At 68.0% G+C, this 19948-nt stretch carries 15 protein-coding genes; 8 read left to right on the plus strand and 7 right to left on the minus strand.

Translation table 11 applies throughout. The annotated features are described in order from the left end of the window. Window positions 1-345 precede the first annotated feature (345 nt). Window positions 346-531: a hypothetical protein gene (locus ACR807_RS09100; RefSeq protein WP_438920780.1), complete on the minus strand. Its 186-nt coding sequence runs from the start codon at window positions 529-531 to the stop codon at window positions 346-348. 99 nt (window positions 532-630) lie between these two features. Between ACR807_RS09100 and ACR807_RS09105 the strand changes: the two genes are divergently transcribed. From ACR807_RS09105 to ACR807_RS09115, 3 genes are all read left to right on the plus strand, one after another. Then, complete coding sequence (locus ACR807_RS09105) at window positions 631-1830, plus strand: hypothetical protein (RefSeq protein WP_438920781.1); 1200 nt, start codon at window positions 631-633, stop codon at window positions 1828-1830. 382 nt (window positions 1831-2212) lie between these two features. Next, window positions 2213-2434, plus strand: coding sequence for a hypothetical protein (locus ACR807_RS09110; RefSeq protein ID WP_438920782.1), 222 nt, complete (start codon window positions 2213-2215; stop codon window positions 2432-2434). Window positions 2435-2674: 240 nt separating this feature from the next. Continuing rightward, a complete protein-coding gene (locus ACR807_RS09115) occupies window positions 2675-5140 on the plus strand; it encodes a winged helix-turn-helix domain-containing protein (protein ID WP_438920783.1) in 2466 nt (821 codons plus the stop codon). Between the two features lie 15 nt (window positions 5141-5155). Here the strand turns inward: ACR807_RS09115 and ACR807_RS09120 are convergent, their stop codons facing one another. Next, window positions 5156-6610 (minus strand): cytochrome P450, encoded by a 1455-nt coding sequence (locus ACR807_RS09120; protein WP_438920784.1) that lies wholly within the window; start codon window positions 6608-6610, stop codon window positions 5156-5158. A 266-nt stretch (window positions 6611-6876) separates the two neighbouring features. Here ACR807_RS09120 and ACR807_RS09125 point away from each other — a divergent pair, with 266 nt between their 5' ends. The 3 genes from ACR807_RS09125 (at window position 6877) to ACR807_RS09135 (ending at window position 8545) form a co-directional block, all read left to right on the plus strand. Beyond that, entirely contained in the window at window positions 6877-7419 is a 543-nt protein-coding gene (locus tag ACR807_RS09125; protein ID WP_438920785.1) for a hypothetical protein, read from the plus strand. 156 nt (window positions 7420-7575) lie between these two features. Then, window positions 7576-8022 carry an SsgA family sporulation/cell division regulator gene (locus ACR807_RS09130; protein WP_438920786.1) on the plus strand — a complete coding sequence of 149 codons (447 nt, stop codon included), beginning with the start codon at window positions 7576-7578 and terminating at the stop codon, window positions 8020-8022. Between the two features lie 154 nt (window positions 8023-8176). Further along, complete coding sequence (locus ACR807_RS09135) at window positions 8177-8545, plus strand: helix-turn-helix domain-containing protein (RefSeq protein WP_438920787.1); 369 nt, start codon at window positions 8177-8179, stop codon at window positions 8543-8545. Here ACR807_RS09135 and ACR807_RS09140 read toward each other — a convergent pair. Further along, window positions 8534-9316 (minus strand): hypothetical protein, encoded by a 783-nt coding sequence (locus tag ACR807_RS09140; protein ID WP_438920788.1) that lies wholly within the window; start codon window positions 9314-9316, stop codon window positions 8534-8536. The genes ACR807_RS09135 and ACR807_RS09140 overlap by 12 nt on opposite strands. 89 nt (window positions 9317-9405) lie before the next feature. Here ACR807_RS09140 and ACR807_RS09145 point away from each other — a divergent pair, with 89 nt between their 5' ends. Further along, window positions 9406-9759, plus strand: a complete 354-nt coding sequence (locus ACR807_RS09145) for a DUF6283 family protein (RefSeq protein ID WP_438920789.1) — start codon at window positions 9406-9408, stop codon at window positions 9757-9759. Window positions 9760-10180: 421 nt separating this feature from the next. Here the strand turns inward: ACR807_RS09145 and ACR807_RS09150 are convergent, their stop codons facing one another. Continuing rightward, window positions 10181-13927: a hypothetical protein gene (locus tag ACR807_RS09150; RefSeq protein ID WP_438920790.1), complete on the minus strand. Its 3747-nt coding sequence runs from the start codon at window positions 13925-13927 to the stop codon at window positions 10181-10183. Window positions 13928-13991: 64 nt separating this feature from the next. Beyond that, window positions 13992-15182: a hypothetical protein gene (locus ACR807_RS09155; RefSeq protein WP_438920791.1), complete on the minus strand. Its 1191-nt coding sequence runs from the start codon at window positions 15180-15182 to the stop codon at window positions 13992-13994. Window positions 15183-16413: 1231 nt separating this feature from the next. Between ACR807_RS09155 and ACR807_RS09160 the strand changes: the two genes are divergently transcribed. Beyond that, complete coding sequence (locus tag ACR807_RS09160; RefSeq protein ID WP_438920792.1) at window positions 16414-16929, plus strand: helix-turn-helix domain-containing protein; 516 nt, start codon at window positions 16414-16416, stop codon at window positions 16927-16929. Between the two features lie 222 nt (window positions 16930-17151). Here the strand turns inward: ACR807_RS09160 and ACR807_RS09165 are convergent, their stop codons facing one another. Continuing rightward, window positions 17152-18357: a hypothetical protein gene (locus ACR807_RS09165; protein ID WP_438920793.1), complete on the minus strand. Its 1206-nt coding sequence runs from the start codon at window positions 18355-18357 to the stop codon at window positions 17152-17154. Between the two features lie 200 nt (window positions 18358-18557). After that, window positions 18558-19850, minus strand: coding sequence for a hypothetical protein (locus ACR807_RS09170; RefSeq protein WP_438920794.1), 1293 nt, complete (start codon window positions 19848-19850; stop codon window positions 18558-18560). Window positions 19851-19948: the final 98 nt, after the last annotated feature.

A 19948-nucleotide genomic window follows, 5' to 3' on the forward strand; every position in this document is an offset into this window, starting at 1 on the left:
ACCGGACCCGGCCCTGCCCGACGCCCTGCCGATCGCGCGACGCGCGGGCCGGCGCCGGCTTCCCGGCATCTCCCCACCGGAGCCGAAGACCACGGCAGTCCTCGGCGACCGGGCACAGGTCGCGGTCCTCATCACCGGGCGGCGCCGATGGTGGGGGAGAACGGCATGACGGGAGGGCACGACGCCACCGCCGGTCTGGCTCGGTCGTCGCCACCACGCGGTCCGGTCATCACCGGCGTCGATCACGCAGTGATCGGGCACAGGGACGCAATGGTGAGCCTTCCACCACCACGTCGTTCTTCCGATGCGGCGGACCCGTCGTGGGGACTCGCCCACCGCGGCGGGTCACCGTCGCTGCACGATCCGGGCCCACCGACCGAGTACCTGCCTGTACTCGGAGACCTGCCCCGCCCGACAGCGCAAGCCGACGCTGCCGAGCGCGACCGTGAGCGGGCCGCGGCGCTGGAAGCCCTGCGACAAAGGGAAATACCGAACGGTGACCACCTCGGTTTCCTCGACCAGGTCCTGCATGCACTACGTCGCCTCTGACCCGGACGGACCCGACATGACCGACATCCGCCCCGGCGGAGGAGACCGGAGCCCCACGTGGTGACCATCCGACCCGAGCTGGTGGCGCAGTGGACGGCACTGAAGGCCACCGAACTGCCCGAGGCCCGGCTGTGGCTGCGCGAGCACGTCCTGCATCACGACAACCTCGACTTCTACGTCCGTGTGCAGAACCGGAACATGGTGTACCCCGACACCACCGGCCCCTCGGAACCGGCCCTGCGCGCAGCCCTGGCCGGTGCCCGACTGGTGGCGCGGCAGGAGCACCGACGCCTGAGCGAGGCGGCGCTGTACTGGGTCGACGAGGACATGACCTCGCTCGCGCTCGCCGCCGCCGACACCCCCTCCCGGGAGCCGGTACGGGCCCGCCGCATGCCCGCCGAAGCCGGCCTGATGGTCTTCGCCCACCCGATCGGCGGACGCGACCTCGACCCGGCCCCGTCCATGGCCGCCCTGGGCTGGCCCGACGCGTGCGAGCCGGGCACGCTGCTGATGCCCACCCCGATCGTCGCCGTCTCCTGGTCGCAGATCACCACCGCCGACCTCCACCTCGAGGGCATGCCCACCGCACGGTGGAACAGAACCACCCCCGACGGCCCCATCCCGGTGCAGCACGACTTCGACGGCGTGTGGCTGACGTTCTGGACACCGGGCAGCCAGGGCTGGGACGCGCTGCCACCCGACGCCGTCATCTCCGGCGGCCCCGGCCTGTCCATCACGGTCGGAGAACTGGCCGACATCGAGAAACGCGACGGAGTACCGCCGCTGCGCAGCCTCGCCGAGACACTGCTCCCCTTCGACCGACCACTCCCACGCCCCGCACCCGACACCGAACACCAATGGGCACACGTCGTCTACACCACCTGGCAGATCATGGCCCAGACCGGCGCGGCCCGACTCACCGAAACCGAGACCCTCCACCGCACGCGCCGCGCCGGCAAACGCGACCAGCGCGACGGAATCACCACACCCGGCGGCGTGCAATTGGTACGCGTGCACACCCGACACCGCCCCACCTCCCAAGCCCGTGCCCAAGACGCGGAAGCATCCGACTACCGTCGGGTACCGCAGTGGACCCGACGCTGGCCCGTACGCGCCTACCGACGCAACACCTGCCTCAACCCCCACCTGCACGTCACCGGCGACTGCGAACACCAGGAAACCGTCGTACCCGGCCACATCAAAGGCCCCGCGGACAAACCACTGGTCATCACCGACCGCGTGCACCTGGTCGACGCACCACCATCACCCGAGAACACCTGACCCCGCCCGCACACCACCCCGCCGCAACCAGCACGTGTGCAGGACAACGCCGCCGCCAGCGAGCAGGTCCGCCCCTGGTGGCGTTGCGGCGCGTCGGGCAACAATGGACGCGCCAGCAGCCACAACGGCTCCGGGCACCACTCCTATACGTCGTTCATCGTTGATCAAGATTCGCGTGGAATCGAACGCTTGTGCGATGATCTGGTGGAGCGGTTCTTCCCCGATCGCCTGAGCCCGCCTGTGAGGGTGGGACGGTCGTCGGTGATCGAGGGGTTGGTCGCACGGAGCGGCGCGAGTACGAGCGGATGGTCGATCGGTTCCGTCGGTTGGTGGCGCCGTTGCCGGTTGGCGGGTCGAGGAGCACGACGGGACGCCGACGCTGGTGGACGCCCTGTGTGGGGGTGGTGTGCTGCTGCGGGTGGACAGCCGCTGGAACGCCTACCTGATGCAGTACCTCAAGGCCGTGGACAAGGACCGCCTGCTGGCCCTGGTCGCGTTGCTGGAGGTCGTGCCGCCGGACGGGTCAGCACACCGCGCCGCGGTCGGGTTTCTGAACGCGCTCCGGCTTGCCGATGAACCCGCTTCCGCGCCCCGACGGATGTAGATCGATGACCCGATGAGCCATCGGACACGGGAATCGTCTCGGTGGGCGCGGCCGTCGAGGATTTCGCGCGGCGACGGAGGGTGGATGGTGTCGTCGTCGATCATCTTTGCCCAGATCGTCGGATTGCGCTGTGTGCTCACGCTCAAGCTGCTTCGTTCCTCGACGCTTAGCATGGGTTGAGGCCAATGGCTGCGTGATTGGCTATCAAAGCTGCGGAAATTCGGAGGATATTGCCAGAAGTTGAGGATCGCTCAGGTGCTGTCGTATTATGACGCCATGGGGCGCGGGATGGTTATGGACGAAACCGGTAGGAGTGGGCTTCCGCTCACGCTGAGTGCGTTCGTGGGCAGGCGCGCGCTGTTGAAGGATCTGAGGCAGCGACTGACGGTCACGCGGATGGTGACGCTGACCGGTGGTCCCGGCGCGGGGAAGACCCGGTTGGCCTTGGAGCATGCTCAGGCTGTGCGGTCGGCGTATGAGCACGGCGTGTGCGTGGTCGAGTTGGCGAAGGTGTCCGAGGGCGACCGGACGCTGTTGGAGCAGGCGGTGCTGTGGGCGGTGGGGGTGCCCAGTCAGGCTGCCGATGATCCGCTGCAGACGTTGGTGGCCTATCTGCGTGACCGGCGCATGCTGTTGATCATGGACAATTGCGAGCACCTCGTGGACCAGGTCGGCGACCTGGTGGCCGTCCTGCTGCGCGACTGTCCCCATCTGCGGGTTCTGGCGACCAGTCGCACGCTGTTGGCGCTGGACGGCGAGGCGCTGGTGGTGGTGCCGCCCCTGGAGTTGCCGGACGAGGACGGCCCTCTGGACCGGGACGTGGAGTCCGTCCAGCTGTTGGTGCAGCGCGCTGCGGCCGGTGCGCCGGGCTGGCGGTTGGACGAGCGCGACTGGCCGACGGTCCGCAAGATCGTGCGGAGCACCGGCGGGTTGCCGTTGGGTATCGAACTGTTGGTCGGCCAGATGCGGTCGCTGTCGGTGGAGGTGGTCGCCGAGCGGTTGGACGCGGCCCCGCATCAGCGCAGGATGGCCGAGCTGATCCGTACCAGCTTCCAGTTGTGCACGCCGGCGGCGCAGCGGTTGTTGGCGGCGGCGTCGGTGTTCACCGGCTCGTTCGACCTGGACGCCGCGGAGCGGGTGTGCGCCGGCGACGCGCTGGCGGAGTCCGAAGTGGTCGATGCTCTGGCCGAACTGGTCGACAAGTCGTTGGTGGTGCCCTCGGACGATCGTCGGCGGTACGGGCTGCTGATGCCCATCCGGCAGTTCGCGACGACGCTGCTGGGGGAGTCGGATGACGGTGGTTCCGGTGTGCGTGCGCGTCACCGTGACCACTACAAGCAGCGCGCGGCAGGGTATGCTGCCGGGTTCCGCGGCGACAACGAGATCTCGCTGTTGCGTGAGGTCGGGCTCGACATGCCCGACCTCCGCACGGCTTTGAGTTCGGTACTGAAGGATCCGGACAGTGCTTCCCAAGGGCTGCAGATGGCCGTCGCTCTCTCGCGTAGTCGTTGGTGGACGTACTCGGGGAAATTGCCGGAGCAGTCGCTGTGGTTGCGGCGTGCCCTGCAGGCCGCCCCGGTGGACCGGTCGGGGTTGCGGGCCAGCGCGATAGCGCTCGATGCCTGGATGAAGCTATGCCTGGGGGAGGGCCGCGACGCCGTACTGGCGCGCATCGCCGACGCGGAGGCGGTGGCTCCGCACGACGAACCCGTGGCCGCGTTGCTGTTCATCCGCGGCGCGCAGGTGCTGCTGATCGACGGCGATCGCCACGGGATGGACCTGCTGCGCGAGTCCCACCGGCTGTGGGTGTCGTATGGACCCGGGGCCCTGGTCGACGCCCATCTGACGGAGATACTGCTGACGATGGGCTCGGTGCTGCTGGGCGAAGCCGCGGAGGGGCGGGCCGCGGCTGCTGCCTTCGTCGCGGAGTGCGAGCGGCTGGGCGCGGAGTGGGGGATGGCGTGGGCCCGGTGGTGCCTGGCGGTGTCGCTGGTCAGGTTCGACGACGACCCGCTCGCCGCCGTGGACGTGCTGTTGGACAGTGTGCGCGGGCAGCGTGAGATTGGTGACCGGTGGACGATCCTGTTCACGCTTCCGGTGCTGGCGTGGGCGCTGGCCCGTGCCGGACGCGAGTACGCCCGCGACGCGGCGCGATTGTTGGGGGCCGCCGACGCGCTGCACGAGGCAACCGGTATCCAGCTGTCCCGACGGCTCGAGGTGTTCGCGGCATTGCGCGAACACGCTGAGACAGCCGTCTGTGAACACCTGAGCGACGACGAGTACAACGCGGCCCACACCGCGCAGGTCGGCACCGTCGAGGACGCCTACACGCTGGTCCTCGACGGCGGCCTACGAGCCCTCGCGGAGCGGGAGCTTCGTCGGATGTCCGGCGGCCGAGCGCCCATGCCCGTGGCGGCGACCCACGTTGTCGACCGCGACACCGGCGGTCACCGGCCTCGGCCGGGCGGCGACGCGGGGACGCCGGGCGCGGTCGTTCCGCCTGCGCCTTTCACGACCTTCGAGTGGCAACTGGCCCTTCTGGTCAGCGAGGGGCTGCAGAACAAGCAGATCGCCGAGCGCCAGTTCAAGAGCCACCGGACCGTGGAGCACCAGTTGTCGATCCTGTACCGCAAGATCGATGTTGCCAACCGCATCGGTCTCATCGCCTACCTCAATGAGCATCACCGCGACTTGATCGGCAGATGAGAGCGGCGGGGTCGGTCAACCGCGCAGCGCGACACGAACTTCGGCGAACCCGTTGATTACCACGGCCGCGCCGCGGGCGAGATCCTCGGCCGGGTCGATCAGGCGCGCGGTGGGCCAACGCCTGGTCAATTCCCCCAGAGCGGTCTCGATCTCCATGGTCGCCAGACGGCTGCCGACGCAGCGGTGGGGACCGTTGCCGAATGTGGCGTGGGTGAGCGCGCCCGCCGGGCGGGCGCGGAACGGGTCGAACGTGCCGGCGTCGGCGCCGAAGGCGGCCGGATCGCGGTTCGCGGCACCCAGGTTGACCATCACGATGGCCCCCGCCGGGACCGTCACGTCGTCGAGCTCGACGTCCTCGGTGACGAGGTAGTGCGGGATGTTACGGGTGGGCGGGTCGTGGCGCAGCCCTTCCTGCACGGCGTCCGCCACGGACTCCGGCTGTTCGGCGACCCGGGACCAGCTCCCGGTGCGCAGGAGTGCCACCGCGGTGTTGGCGATCGCCGCGGTCGTGGTCTCGTGTCCCGCCGCGACCAACAGGATGGCGGTGGTCAGCACCTCGTCGACGTCTAGGCGGTCGCCGTCGACCTCACTGTGCACCAGCGCCGACAGCAGCGCCTCGTCCGGTCGTGTCCGCTTCTGCTCGATCAGCGCGGTCAGGTAGCCGGCCATCGCGTCGGACGCCGGTTTCTGCAGCTCGGGTACCTCGGTCATCATCGCCGACGACCACTGCGCCAGCTGTGACCGGTCTTCTCCCTCGGGGACGCCGAGCAGGTCGCAGATCACGGTCAGCGGCAACGGCAGCGCGAACTGCTCCACCAGATCGACCGGGCGGTCCGCGTCGAGACCGTCCAGCAGGTCGTGCACCACCTGGGTGATGCGCGGCCGCAGCGCGGCGAGCCGCTTGGCAGTCATGGCCGCCGCGACGGGGTGCCGCAGCCGGGTGTGGCGCGGCGCGTCACTGTTGATCATGCTCCGGCCGATGATGGCCGACAGGTCCTTCGGATTGCGGCCCGCAGCGGTCATGTGGCGGCCCATCGCGGCGATGATCGCCGCCGCGTCCTTGGACAGTCGCGGATCGTTGAGCAAGTCGCGTGCCTGGCGCAATCCGACGGTGAGCACGTGGACCTCGACCCCGTTGGGCTGCACAGCCACGTGCACCGGCCCCGCACGGCGGGCGGCGTCCTCGATCTCGTGGTGCCGGTACCCGCGCAGGCGGCCGCCGAGCAACAGGCCGCGGTCGGCTTCGGTGATCTGGGACGTCGCCATCTCCGGGTCGTCTCCTGGGGTCGAAATGGTTCGTCGGTGCGGCTGCCGCACACGATTCCCGTATCGCCGCGCGGTCGCATCCGGGTTGACACGGAGATCAGCGATATTGGCCAGGTGTCCCGCGTCCGCCAGGCACGAATACGCCTCGCGCTCGGCCGATGCGATTCCGCTGGTTGAACGCCCCTCGCACGTCGGGGATGCCACCCTTGATAGGCCGATCAGGCTACGTGCACTGCCGTACGTGACAGGTGCAGTACCAAGCGTGACATCTGACGGTGGTGCTTCTCCGCAACTATGCGGTTCCGGGTCGGGGTCCGTGTCGGCCCTGATGTCCGCGTCGTCTGGAATCGCGAAGCTGTTCGTCGGGTGCTGATGCGGACGGCGGTGACCCGAGTGGCCGACGGCGGCGGTCCGAACCGGTCGGCGTCCGCCGCGCCCTTGAACGGCGGAAGAATTGGAGGTGATGCGGTGTGGTGGTCGGCGACGACGAGTCGATCGGGACGCTCGAAGGGCACGTCGACGTCCTGGGTCGTGTGGTCGGGATCGTGACGTCATGGATCGAGGGGGCGGTCGACCCGCTCGGCCGGCAGTGCACCTCACAGGAAGCCGGGCGCGCCGACAGCCACACCGATCGGCACATGGCACCCGGCACGGGAACGGAGGCCCTGCGTCGTGCCGCCACGGCCGCCTCCGGCGCCGTCGACATCATCGTCGCGGCGGCCGACCGTTACGGATCACGTCACCAGATCGACGATGCGCAGCACCTCCGCAGCCGCCACGAACAGTTGCGAAGGCATGGTGACGTGTTGGATCGACTCGCTGACGTTCTCACCGATGGTGACGTGCGATCGCACCACGACCTGCGTTCGAAGGTCGGTTCGATCGCACCGCTGCTGACGGAGTTCCACCAGGCGGCCGAAAGGCTCTACTTCTCGCTCGAGCACAGGCTGGCCCTGTTGACGGCCCACTCGGAGAACAGACCGGGAGCGGACGGCCACTCCTCCCCGAACTGACCTCGCGTCGTCCACCGGCGTCGCCGCGCCACGTCGACCGGTCGACACGACAACACCCGTGTCGACCGGTCGTGACCGCCTGCCTAGGGGCGCGGCCCGCACCTCGTCGGCGCTCGAACCCCCATCTTCGTCCAAAGAACGACAAAGGGACACTCAGTGACAGACCCGATCACCCCGATCACCTTCGCGACGACAGGCGCGATGGGACCAGTCGGAGTCGCGGTGCGACTCGTCTACGACCCTGCCGACCCGTTCGCGGTCTCCGTGCATCTCCACGACTGGACCATCGAGGCCGACGTCGTGTGGGTGTTCGCGCGAGACCTGCTGGCGGCCGGTTTGACGCCCGACGAGGACGGCGCCGAGCACGGCGACGGCGACCTGATCATCACCAGGGTCAACGAGCACACCATGAAAATCACCAGAATCCTCCATGGCGACTGGATCGAGCGATCCGAACTCGTGCTCGTCTCGGCGCGGGTCCGATCGTTCATCGAAGCGTCCCGTGAACTCGTTCCCGCTGGAGGCGAGTGGGAATGGGCAACTCGATGCCCGTCTACGCCGGAAGCCGCCTTCCCCGCACGGCAGGCAGGGAAGGGCTCCTGACCTTCCGGGCAACGCGGGCACTGATCCACAGATGCCCTCGAACGGCGAACACATGTCGAACACCGTGGCACCCAATTCGCCACGGCCCCGATGCCGCTCGACGATGACGAGGCTCGGCATGAAAGCCATCCCGCACGGACGAGGAGGAGATCACGTGTGGACTGCCGACGACAACCACAGCAGGGACACCCGACCCGATGGTGCGCAGCACGAGCTACGGCCAAGCGGGGTGGAACCGTCCGGTCAGGACACCGCAGGCGGTGAGTTCGGCGCCGCCGGCAGGAACTCGGTACTCGACAGGGCATTTCAGATGCTGGACAAGGTCGCCAGCGGCGAGCGTCCGCTGAACCTGACCGAGATGAGCCGCGCCGCAAAGCTTCCACTGCCCACCACCTACCGCCTGGCGAAGGCATTGGTGAGGCTCGGCGCCCTGGAGAAGGACGCCGGTCGATACACGCTCGGCCCTGTGTGGTGGCAGTGGTGCGAGACGGCCGGACAGCACAGCGAAAGCTCACCGAACTGACCGGAAGACACCGTTGTGAGGTTGTCCCAAGGCCGGGTAGTTAAGGATTTCCGCGCTCCTGCAAGGAAGTCGGTGACCATGTCGTGGCGGCGTAGAGACCAGGAGCGATCTTGTGGATGAGTCCGCTGTCGGCCCATCGGGAAGCTGTCTGTACATGGTGTCGAGGGTGATGTCACCGAAGTGGACCGCGATGTCGCGGGGTCGCCAGAGACGGGTGGAATCTTCCTGTAACAGGATCAGAATCCGGTGCCTGCGACGCTCTGCTGGGGCGATATTGCGGTCGTCCCGAGAGGCGTTGGGCAGCGTGGGCTGCGGCTCCGGGGGTTCCAGGACGCCGATGTCGAGGGCGGTGACGGTGCGGCTTCGGCCCGGTCTGCCGTCGTCGCGACGTTCGTTGTAGCGGGAGATCGGGGATCTAACCTTGCGGGTGCTCACCCTCGGGTGTCGGGGCGGAAGGAGCGCGGCCAGGACCCGACGTGCGATGACCCCGGATTCTCCGTTGCTGTCGCTGATGATTCCGGTCGCCTGGACGACCTGATCGAGTGCGGCGTGCACGGCAATGGTGAATCCGCAGCGGTCGGGACCGGTGCCGGGCCGGGATTCCGCGGCGTCGACCATGACGGTGCGCAGGAGTTGGTAGAGCGTGAGCAGGGACCACATCTCCTGATCGAGCCCGGTCGGGTCGCCCGAGCGCAGCACGCGTCCGCCGGTGATCGTGTGACACAGGGCGTAGTACGCCGATTCGTGCTCCCACCGCTGGTGGTAGACCAACCGAAGATCGTCATGGTCCGCCCGGCGGGGGACGGCAAGTGGGGCATCGTCACCGTCGAACGCCGAGGCAGCGACCACAGGACCGAGCCATGTCCGCGCTGCCCTTGGCGGCTGGACGCCCCACCGGGGCATTCCCGCCGCAGGTGTTCCGCGACAGCGCCCGCACCACCTACGACATGGCCACCCACACTTTCGGCTGCCACGGCCCGGCCCGAACGCGTCCCCAGACCTGTGCGGGGTTCCTTCTGCGCGGAGCCTCGGACAACCTCACCGTCCGCCTGGCTTTGATCAACGGCCGGATCGATCCCGATTCGATCAGCAGCCTCGTCGGGCTCTACCCGAACTACCGCGCGATGGCCATCGCCAACGGCCTCGACCCGGACGACGCCGCATTGGTCCCATGCCGCTGCGACCGGCCGATGATCGGTCTCGACCACGAGTAGGACGACAACAGTGGCTGAGGACGACCGGCGCGACTGCTTCGCCGACATCTTCACCGTGGCATTGATCAAGGCACCATAGAGGGCGATCCCTACCGGCACTTCAGTTCCCTGGGCGGCGTCGCCCAGCACCTGGCGACCGCGCGACGCCTGGGACTGATCGACCCCGAAGACGAGCACGCTGCAACTCCTCGCGCCCAGGCGCTGTACCAACGTCATGGGCTCAACCGCCTGCCCTACGGACGCGCCTACCTGGCATGGCACGGTTCGCCGATCGTGGAAGCGGTCCTGGCCGAGTTGCTGCCCGAAATCACCTCACCCGTCGATCAAGCTCGGCACGAGGCGCGCAAGAGCTGAGGCTCACTCGCGTGCGGTTCGGGACCTCCCGATGCCCCGCGCGGGCACCGCGAGGCACCGACGGGCCTCAGCGACGATCGGCGAGGCTGTCGGGCGAGATGAGCAGGCCGTCCAGTTGGCGATGAACCGCAGTTAGTTCCGCGACGCGCTCGCCGCTTGTGGCCGAGAGCGTGAACACGGTGTGCAGCGCGACGAAGAAGGCGTTGGTTGCGCAGGCCGCGCGCTGCTCGGGGGACAACAGAGTGGTGGCGACGTGCTGTGCCTTATAGGTCCCTAGGTGCTGGTACGCCACCATGACCTCCTCGCGCACGATCACGTGGATGCTGTTCTCGCCCTGGAACGGCAGCACTGCCGAGAAGCGATGAAGTGGCCTGGTCGCTGCGAGCGGCCGGATCGCAGCCAGCTGCGGTAGCACTGGATCGACCAGATGCTGCGAAGTGGTCATCAGCACCGTGTAGTGAGGCACTCGCGACGCGCGTGCGCGGGAGGCGTTGTCGAGGGTGGGCAGGAACGGATCGGTTATCTGCTTGCGGGAGTCACGATCGGCGATGGCTAACGCGGTTTCGGCGATTCGGGTCGGAAAACCGAGCAGGTCCAGGGCGAGGCAGCTCTCCACGACGATCTCCAGCGATTCACGTGGGACGCGGCCACCGGCGCGGCGCACTTGGCTCAGACTGAGCGCGTGGGCCGGTGCCGACTCCGCCTTGCATCCGAGCACGATGGTGGCGATGTCGCTGTCGTCACACGGGACGACGGTGTCGAGAGCCGGTGAGCGTGGGCCACTGACGACCTTGTCCATCATCTGCTGTGGCGTCTCGAACGGCCGGGTCTCGTTCTGAAGGATGCTTGGCGGAGCAGTCCAGTTGCGCAGCAGCCGGTACATGATCGTGGTCATGCCGCCGCGTTCGACGATGGTCAACTCGGTGAGGTCGACCTGGTCGAGCCATTCGATGCAGGCTGACTTGTCCTGGTCGAGGTAGGCACGCAGCGCCCGGAAAACCGCGATGACATCCCGGTCGCCGGCTTGGATCGCCACACTGTGGCGGTCGCACAACGAGGCGATGTAATCGAGGGTGCGGAACAGATCGAAGGCAGGTTGTTCTTGTTCGAGCATGGCGCTCACGAGGTCTATGCCGACATTGCGCAGCAGCAGTGCGAGGTCGAATCGTCGAAGCATGCCTTCGTCGGCCGCGTCGGTGAAGCGGGCGAGGGTGCTGCGGGCGGCGGCCCAGTCGCGCAGGTGGACGCAGGCTTCAGCGAGCATCCGCAGCACCTGAAGATAGTCAGGATGGTCGGACGACCATCGGGAGAGCAGGGCTTTGGCGATGAGCCGGACCTCGGCGTTCCTGCCTTCACCGATCAGGCTGTGCAGGCGCCGCAGTTCGACGAGGTGTCCGACGGTCTCGTCGTGCGGCGCCATCTTGAGGATGTCTTCCAGTGCCGACTGCAGGGCGGCCAGTCTGGGATGGTCGGCGCCTCTCAAGCGCAGGCTCAGCACGACTGAGCAGGCCGCGGCGACGGTGCGACCGACCACTTCCCGGTCCAGCTCCAGCGCCGCAGGTACGTCGCCGAGGAGATCCTCCATCAAGGCGACGACCCGCTCGGCCGCGTCGCGCGGCGGGTCGGCGAGGTTGTAGTGAGCGGTGGCCAGACCGACCACCGTCTGTATGCGGATCAACAGGTCGGGCTGATCGGTGGAGTCGACCCACGCCAGCTCGGCGACGAGGTAGCGAGCGGCGTCGCTCCACTCGTCGAGATAGCCCAACAGCCCAGCGGTGTTGCCCCACAGCAGTGCGACATTCTTGTCCGCAGCTCCCAGGTCGATAGCGTGCTCGGACGTCTCGATGCCGTGTCCGCGCAGGCCCAGCGCCAGCCGCATCCGGCCATGCTCGGCGAAGTGTGACATCCAAGCCTGCACGTAGAACGCGGTACGGACCAGGACTTGATGGGTGAGGTTTTCGCGGTCGACGAGGCCGCGGACGGTAAACTGAACGATGTCGTTCATCGTGATCGTGTAGCCCAGTCGCACCGCCGGTTCGGCTCTGGTCGGTCCGGGCAGCGGGAATGCCTCGTCGGCACGGACCAGCGAGTCACGGTGGACCGCCCGCAGCACCTCGCCGATCGGCGGATCGTCCTGTAGGTAGGTGGGCAGGCGGTCATACACCAGAGGGCCGCTGAACTCCCAGGAGTCAGTGGTCCAGCAGGCCAGCAACAGATGCAGCGGAATCTGGCGCGAGGCCAGAAACGCCGCACTGCGCAACGCCAGCGAGGCGAGCCGTTCGGCTGGCGTTTCCCGCTCGACGATACGCTGCCAGGTCAGGGAAACGGCACCGACTACGGTCTGTGGATAGCCCTCCGGGACCGAGGGCGGGTCGCTCATCGATCGTTTCAGCAGCCGCTCGTACTGAGCGACGCGCCGCGCGAGATCACCGGTCTCCTCCGGCAGCGTGCCGACCAGATAGGCCGCAGCCAGTTCCAAGGCCAAGGGCCAGTTGTTCAGCCATGCAGCCATACCACCGAGCACGCCCCACTCTTCGTCGGTGGGGGTCCGTTGACCGAGAATCCGGCGGGCGAGCAACCGGGTCGCCTCGGCGTCGGTCATGCCGGGTACCGGCACCGTGTGCATATGCGCTCCGGCCAAGCCAGTTTGATCGGTGCTCGTCACGATCGTGTGTCCTCGTCCCCGATGGGGGATCCAGCCGCGTAGGACGGCTTGGTCGGCGCAGTTGTCGAACACCATCAGCCACGGCCTGGCAGTGCGCGCCAGCGCGACGAAGACCCGCTGCTGCACCGGCAGGCCGGTTTCGGCGTCGGTTAACACGCCTTGGCTGTGAAACCAAGCGGCGATCACCGCGAAGGACGCCTCCAGTTGCACCGGACCGGAGGCGTCGACCCACAGAATCGCGGCGTAGGCGTCGGCGTGCTCGTCGGCCCAGGCAGCGGCCATACTGCTTTTGCCGATGCCGGACAGGCCGGTCAGCAGGCACACCGGCGCGGTGTCACCGCGCACCGGCGTGGACAGGTACCGGGCCATCTGGTCCAGGAGCTTAGGGCGGGCGATGTCGGTGGCCCGCGGCCCGGCCGTCACATGCACCGCCCAGTTCCGTTCGCGCAGCAGCCCGCGTAGTTCTTCAGGGTCCGCGCCCAAGGCGTCGGTCAACTCCGTAACCGTCAGCTCGGAGGCATCAGGGCTTGCCGCCCTGGCCATCACCTCCGACACCAGGTAACCGGTCAGCAGGCCGGTGACATCCCAGCCGATCGTCGACGGCGCCACTCGATGACGCACGGCGCGGACGCGGTCGCGCACCTGTTCGCGTACCTGCTCGACGTCCCGCAGATCCAGCACCACCTTGGTGCAGCGCAGCCGCTGCCAGAACTCCTCGTCCTTATCCCGCAGTTCGTCGGCCATCCTCGACTGCGCGAGCAGCGTCAACACCTCCTCGCGCAGGTCGGCCTGTTGGTCGTCGATCAGCGCCGACAGATCTCGCAGACTCGTGGTGGCCGCCCGGTTGGTGATCAACAGGTACCTTCGTGCCGGGTGCTTCAACAGGCGCACCAGCACCTCAAAGGTGTCCAACGCACTCAGCGAGCTGCCTGGTCTGCCGCTCTTGACCTGAGCGATCGTCAGGTTGCCCTCGTCGTCGACCAAGGCGAAGTCCACGATCTCGGGGTCGGGACCGCCGGTTCGGTCGATTGTCCCTTCGATGCGAACCCCGGTGACGTCGGTGTCGTCATCGCCGACAAGGTCGAGTGCGTATTCCAAAGTACGGAGAAACTGGTATTCGAATCCCCGTACCGCGTCCTGTCCACCCACCCGTATCCCTTCAGACCCACTCGACGACATACCTTACGGCTTAAGCGAGGTCCGGCGGTTCGCTTCAAGAGGCGTTTGCGGGTCCTTGCGGAGGCAAAGGGATCAGGGGAACGGTGTCTCCGGACTCACGTGGGAACGCAGGTCGGGGTCGGGGCGGTAGGAGACGACGTAGCGCAGCGGGATTGCAAGCAGCGCGGCCTTGGCGACGGCTGCGTCGATCCACGGCTCGTCCTGCTCGATGGGGAAGTGCGGGTACGGGGTCGCGTATGAGCATGTCGGTGCGGATCGTGTCGTCGTCCTCGAACGGCTGCCAGGTCAGCCCTCCGCTGCCGCTCGGCGCACGGGACACCGCGTCGAGCAGCGCTTGGAACGAGGCGTCGGCATCGGTGTCGTCGGGCACCCACAGCTCCGGGTCGCTGCGGTCGGCTGCGGTGCGCGCTGCCGCGACCGCGGCGCTACCGGCGCCGACAGCGGCCACCTGTTCGTGCGCGTCCAACTCCCGGTCCAGGCTGCGGGGCGGGCCGGTGACGGTCGGCAACCTGTATCGCAGGTCGTGCACCCGTCGCCGCGCCGTGGTCGGTTCGGCGTAGGGGTGCACGAGGTTGGTCTCGCCGAACGAGGCGAACCAGTCGTGCGCCCCCTCGCTGAACAGATTGGCCGTGCCGTCCAGGCGCGGGTCGTTCTCGACCCCGCTGACCTCGTCGGCGAACAGCGACTCGAAGTCGATGTCCTCCAACAGGTACTCGTCCAGGACTCCGGCGCCGACGCCCGCTTCCTCGCACATCGCTTGCGTGATCGCGGGCAGTGCCGCCCGGATGATCGCCTCGGCGGTGCAGGCGGCGGCACCGCCGTGCGGGTCGGCCAGGTCCTGGGCGACCTCGACGGCGGTGACCAGCGCCTTGCGGAAGAAGCCCTCGTCATTGCCGTCCCGGGAACGGATCGGGAAGAAGCGGTGGACGAACGACTCCTCCGCCTCGCCGGCGTTGGGTGCTCCAGCGCCGGGGAAGCCGATGCCGTGCAGGTCGTCGATGCACTCGTCGACGATGCGGTGGGCAGCGGCCATCACCGCACCGCGCCGCAGTCGGGCGTTCCGGAGTGCGTCATCGGACCACGCGGACGTGTCGACATCCTCGTCCATCGCGTGGACGCTGTCGGGATCGAGGAACAGGCTCAGCGGGAGATCGGGATGGCGGACTCGGTCCGAGAGCGTCGTGAGCATCCTGCGAAGCCGGTCATGCTCGCCTTGCTGCGTCATCGGCATCCTCACCTGGTTCATACGCCCGGTGTATCCGGTATCCGGCGCCGCAACCTTACCGGTTCACCGACCGAGACGTTCGAGGGTGCGGACCCGATTATGTAGAGTCGGACTTTCCGGTGATAACAGGGTCTGCGTCATATCCGCATGCGGTTCGCCCTCGCTCACTCAGTGCCATTTATCGACCTCTCGGCATGGTGTCATTCGAGGGAACCTGGACGGTCAGGTTATTTATCTGAAATAATCTCTTTGGCGGCATCCGTGCTGGTGGAGGCGGGTGTCACGCTTATCGTCCAGCGTGTGGTCGGCGAGATGGACGGCGCGATGCCTGTGTGGGCAACATTCTGGCCGGAGGCGTTGGGCTGATCGGATTGCCTTCCTGGCGGCTGCTCCTCTACATCGCTATCGGTGGTGTTTGCGCATCGATTCGCGTCATCGGGAGTGAAGGAGGTCGGCCTTTGTGGCAATAAACGTCATGGGCCACCCCCATCTCGACGTCGACGCCGAGATCTCATGCCCGCGCTGTCGTGGGCTGCTCGGCGCGTACCCGGAGCCTCGCGTGCGGACCGCGGCATCCATATCTGCCCAGACTGCGCACACGGCGAGGTCACGCGGCCAGCGGCGGCTTCCTGCTTTGTTCGCCCGAGCTGTGGCGGGCTGGCTGCCACATCGGGAGCTGGTGAACGGTCAGCGAGCGATCTCGTCGCGGGTGTCGACCGCGTCGGCCTCGTCGGTGCCAGAGCGGCCCGGCCGCTCAAGGGATAGGACGTCATAGGACGTAACGGGTGGCGCAGCTGTGCCACCCCAGCCCCGGCGCAGCCTTGCCGTCCCAGCCCCGGCGCAGCTGCGCCACCGGTGGCAATCTGCCGGGGGTGGCAACTTGCCGGGGGTGTGGATAACTCGGCGGCCCGGTCTCGAACCCAGCGCACAGCGTCAAGACCCGGCCGACCCGGAAGATTTCACAGGCCGAAATACCGGCTTGGTTCCATTCTTTGCCCCTGATTCCATTCGTTGAAAACTTTGACACCCTGGGCGATCGATGTGACGATGCCCCTGCGAGACGAACCGGGGGACGTGAAGTCGGATGGCGGCAACAAAGCGACAGCAGTGCATCGTCGACGCTTCCGGCAGGCTGTCAATGCGCATCGAGGACGGCTGTGAGTTGGCAGGGGAAAGGACTCTCGGGACCTATGGTTATTTCGCCGGTAGCCCCTACCGCCGGTGAAATCGTATGAGCATCCGCATCATGACCTGGGTGTGGGAGCACGCCGAGGCCGCGGGCACCGATCTGCTGCTGATGCTGGCGATCGCCGACTCGGCCGACGACCAAGGACGCAACGCCTGGCCGTCGATCACCGACCTGTCCCGCAAGACCCGGCTGGACGAACGCACCGTCCAACGCCGCCTCAAACGCCTGCACGACCAGGGCCGCATCGCGATCGAGATCGGCGGCGGACGGCGCCGTAACCGCTACGCCATCCTCATGACCCCACCGCCGACCCCGACCCGCCCAGCACCGCCACAGGATCAGCCCGCCGCACCGGTAGATCGCCGGACCACCGCTGTGCCCTCCCGTCGAGGCCGCGCCCGGGAATCGGACCGGAGGTCCGACCGCGTCGACTGGCGGCAGTGGTGCGGGCGCTGCGATGGCCCCGCACCGCAGGAACGCTACGTCGACGACGGCACCGGCCTACTGGTCCCGTGCCCCTGCTGCCACCTCAAAGGGCGTGACCAGGCCGTCCGGTAGCAGTTCGCGGACTCATCCGCGAGGCAACCTCGACGATCCGGTCACGGCAGGGCCGGGGCCAGTTGAAAGGCCTGCTGTTCAACCTTCTCGACGGGCCTCGGCCCGACCGCCGTCAGCGGTCCAGCTGCCAGATGCCACGTCCCGAGGATGTCCGGCCTCTACCCGGCCGCACTTCCGTCCCGTTTGGGATAGCGGAGGATCACCCGACTTCCGTGTCGTGCGCTACATCGTTGGCCGCAGTTTCTCGACCAGTGAGGTGAGGGTGGTGATCAGCGGTGCTCCGCCGGTACAGGTGCGCCAGGCGCGGGTGAGGTAGTCGGCGGCCTTGTTCTCGCAGACGACGATGTCGGCGTAGGCGCTGGCGCAGGCCAGGTAGAGCAGGTCGGTCAGGTCGTGGGCGTGCCAGGCGTCACCTGCGTTGCGCAGCCGGATGTGCGTGGCCTCGAACACCGCGCCCAGGTAGGGCAGGGTGGCGAGGTCGTCGGCGGCTTGGCCGAACACCCAGGTGTGGAACTGGTCGGGCGTCATGCCGGATCCCGCCGCGGCCTGGGCCAGGTGTGCCTGCATGTCGACCATGACACGGGCGAAGACGATCGTGCGAGAGTCCCGGCGGGCCGCCGGGTTGTCACGCAGCGCGCCGGCCAGGTCCTGGAAGGACGCCGCCCACTTAGCAGCCAGGTCATCGGCGACGGTCCGGTCGACGGCCTCCCCGTCGAGCATCGCCGAGTACAGGCCCATCGCCCAGGTCTGCCTGCGGTGCAGCTGGGCGAGCTCCGGCGGCAGGTCGGCGATGTGCTGCGCCTCGGGGTAGTCGGCGAACAGCATCCCGGGATCGAGGGTGAACACCGCCGGGCCGGTCCGCGGCGCGGACAGGGGCGTTCCGAGGCGGCGGGCGGTCAACAGCGCCCGCAGCTCGTCCGCGCGCACACGCAGCGGATTGCGCATCTGCCAGCCACGAGACAGCTCCAGCATCAACGGCACCAGCGTCGCCCGGTACCGCGTACGCGCCGACCCGCTCTCGGCCAGGTGCGCTCCCGACAGCGGCAGCACGACGCGTCCGGCCTCGACCTGGTCGATCACCACGGCGGCGGCGTCCCGCTCGGCGGGCCGCAACTTGTCCGGGGTATGCCGGTACTGGGCGAGCTTGATCCACTGGTTCTGGTCCAGGTACACCACCGTCCGCCCGGCCAGCGACAGGGCGGTGTCCCGGCCGCCGATCTCCACCATGACCTGGCGTCCTTCGACCAGGTCCAGGGTCATGGTGTGCTCGCCCTGCTCGTAGGCGATGCGCCGGATGCCCAACTCGGGGTCGTAGGGCTGGTCACTGGGCATGGTGATCTCGCGACCGTCGTCGAGCGCGATCGTGATCGTCTCGCGCTCGACGTCCCACACCATTCGAGTCCGCCGGTGACCGGTCGAGCTGTTCATCGGTTCAGTCTCCTTCTCGTATCCCGTCGGGCCGGTCATCGACACGTCACCGCAGACGGAACGGGCGCTAGCCACGCAGGCGACGGATGGTGGCATGCGTTCGCCTGGGCTCGATGCCCATCGGGCTCGTCCACTGGCAGGCGGGACGAGACGGCACCTGCGCGTCCGGACACCGGAGTGGGGCGCGGCGGTGGCGTCGGTCAGGATCCCGGCCATGGAGGCAGCGGCAACGGCACCCGGATATGAGCAGGATCCGCAGGGCGTGTGTCGAGCCCTGCCTGGGTGGCGTAGTGGAGGATCGTGTCCCAGTCGCCCTCGATCAGGGTGTGGGCGGGGCAGTTCCTACACGGCTCGGTGTTCGTGCAGGCACTGGTGGCGTCGGTCTGGTTGCGGATGTGGTTGAAGGCGCTGAGCGGGTCGTCGGCCTTGACCAGGAACCAGGTGCCGGCCCGTTGGTCGCTGGGCAGTCCGGCGGTGACCGCGGTGCTGCGGGGTGGGCCGACGCGGTCGCCGTGGCGGCGGATCACGAAGTGGCGGTCCAGGGTGTCGACCTCGTCGTCCTCGGGCCGGTGGGCCTGGACCCAGGCCCGTGCCTGCTCGGCGGTGCCCGGTCCCCAGAGCAGCTCCACCGGGTAGCGGGTGGTCTCGAACCGGGGATCGAACCCGAGCAGTTCGTCGCGGTCGTCGACCTGCGCCCGGACGACCAGGCAGGTGGCGTCGATCGCCATGTCCTCGGTGGGCACGGAGGACACGTCGCCGATCTTCACCCGCCCGGTGTGGTCCCAGACGATGAGCTGCACCGACCGGTGCACGGGCGCGGGGTGCAGGCGCCCGCCGGGCGTGCGGGCGCCCCATAGGCAGTTGATGATCTCGGCCAGGTCATGGATGACCCGGGCGGCGTCGACGGGTGTGCCGAGGTGGTAGCCGGAAGGATGCGCGACGGCGTTGCGCAGCGCGACTTGCACGAGCTGCATGCTTCTGGTTCGTTGGCCGGGTAGGAGCCCTTCCGCGCGGGCCCAGTTCCACAGGTCGTTCAGCATGCCGTTGAACTCGTCGAGCACGCCGCCGGTGGTCAACTGGAGCTTCCACTGACTGTTTCGCCGCGTGAAGGTGGCACGGACCTTCTCGAACGAGTCGACCTGCTTGGTGCGTTTCCGCCCGCTGGAGGTGTTCACCAGGACGATGCGGTGCCGGTAGAAGGCCATGAACCGGTCGCGGAGGGCGTGCTCGACGACCAGGCGGGCGTCGTCGTCGGCGACGGTGAAGGACTCGTAGTCGAGCACGCCGCGCAGGTAGAGGGTGCGTACGCGCTCGAACCGAAGGCGGGTGCTCTCGGCGACTTCGTCCACCAGGTCGGTGCCGTCCAGCATCGCGTGCTGATGGGCCAGAGCCGACTCCGGCGTCAGTATGTGGCTGACGCCCAGTCCGTAGGGCGTGAAGAGCTGTGCGCGCTCGTCGGGCGTGCGCAACTCGTCCAGCGTGCGGGTGATCATCGACTGGCTCCCTCATCGCCTGCTGCCGACCGAGGTGGTCGGGCCGACCTGGAAGCAAGCTCAGTAGGATGCCACACCACGTGACGGTCCCGCTCGAT

It is taken from the genome of Saccharothrix sabaoui (assembly GCF_051756985.1).
In the GTDB taxonomy this organism is placed as follows: domain Bacteria; phylum Actinomycetota; class Actinomycetes; order Mycobacteriales; family Pseudonocardiaceae; genus Actinosynnema.

Coding starts and splice junctions, on each gene's coding strand:
- ACR807_RS09100 (WP_438920780.1), bottom strand. CDS start 531: ATGCAGGACCTGGTCGAGGAAACCGAGGTGGTCACCGTTCGGTATTTC.
- ACR807_RS09145 (WP_438920789.1), top strand. CDS start 9,406: ATGTCCGCGCTGCCCTTGGCGGCTGGACGCCCCACCGGGGCATTCCCG.
- ACR807_RS09155 (WP_438920791.1), bottom strand. CDS start 15,182: ATGACGCAGCAAGGCGAGCATGACCGGCTTCGCAGGATGCTCACGACG.
- ACR807_RS09160 (WP_438920792.1), top strand. CDS start 16,414: ATGAGCATCCGCATCATGACCTGGGTGTGGGAGCACGCCGAGGCCGCG.
- ACR807_RS09165 (WP_438920793.1), bottom strand. CDS start 18,357: ATGAACAGCTCGACCGGTCACCGGCGGACTCGAATGGTGTGGGACGTC.
- ACR807_RS09170 (WP_438920794.1), bottom strand. CDS start 19,850: ATGATCACCCGCACGCTGGACGAGTTGCGCACGCCCGACGAGCGCGCA.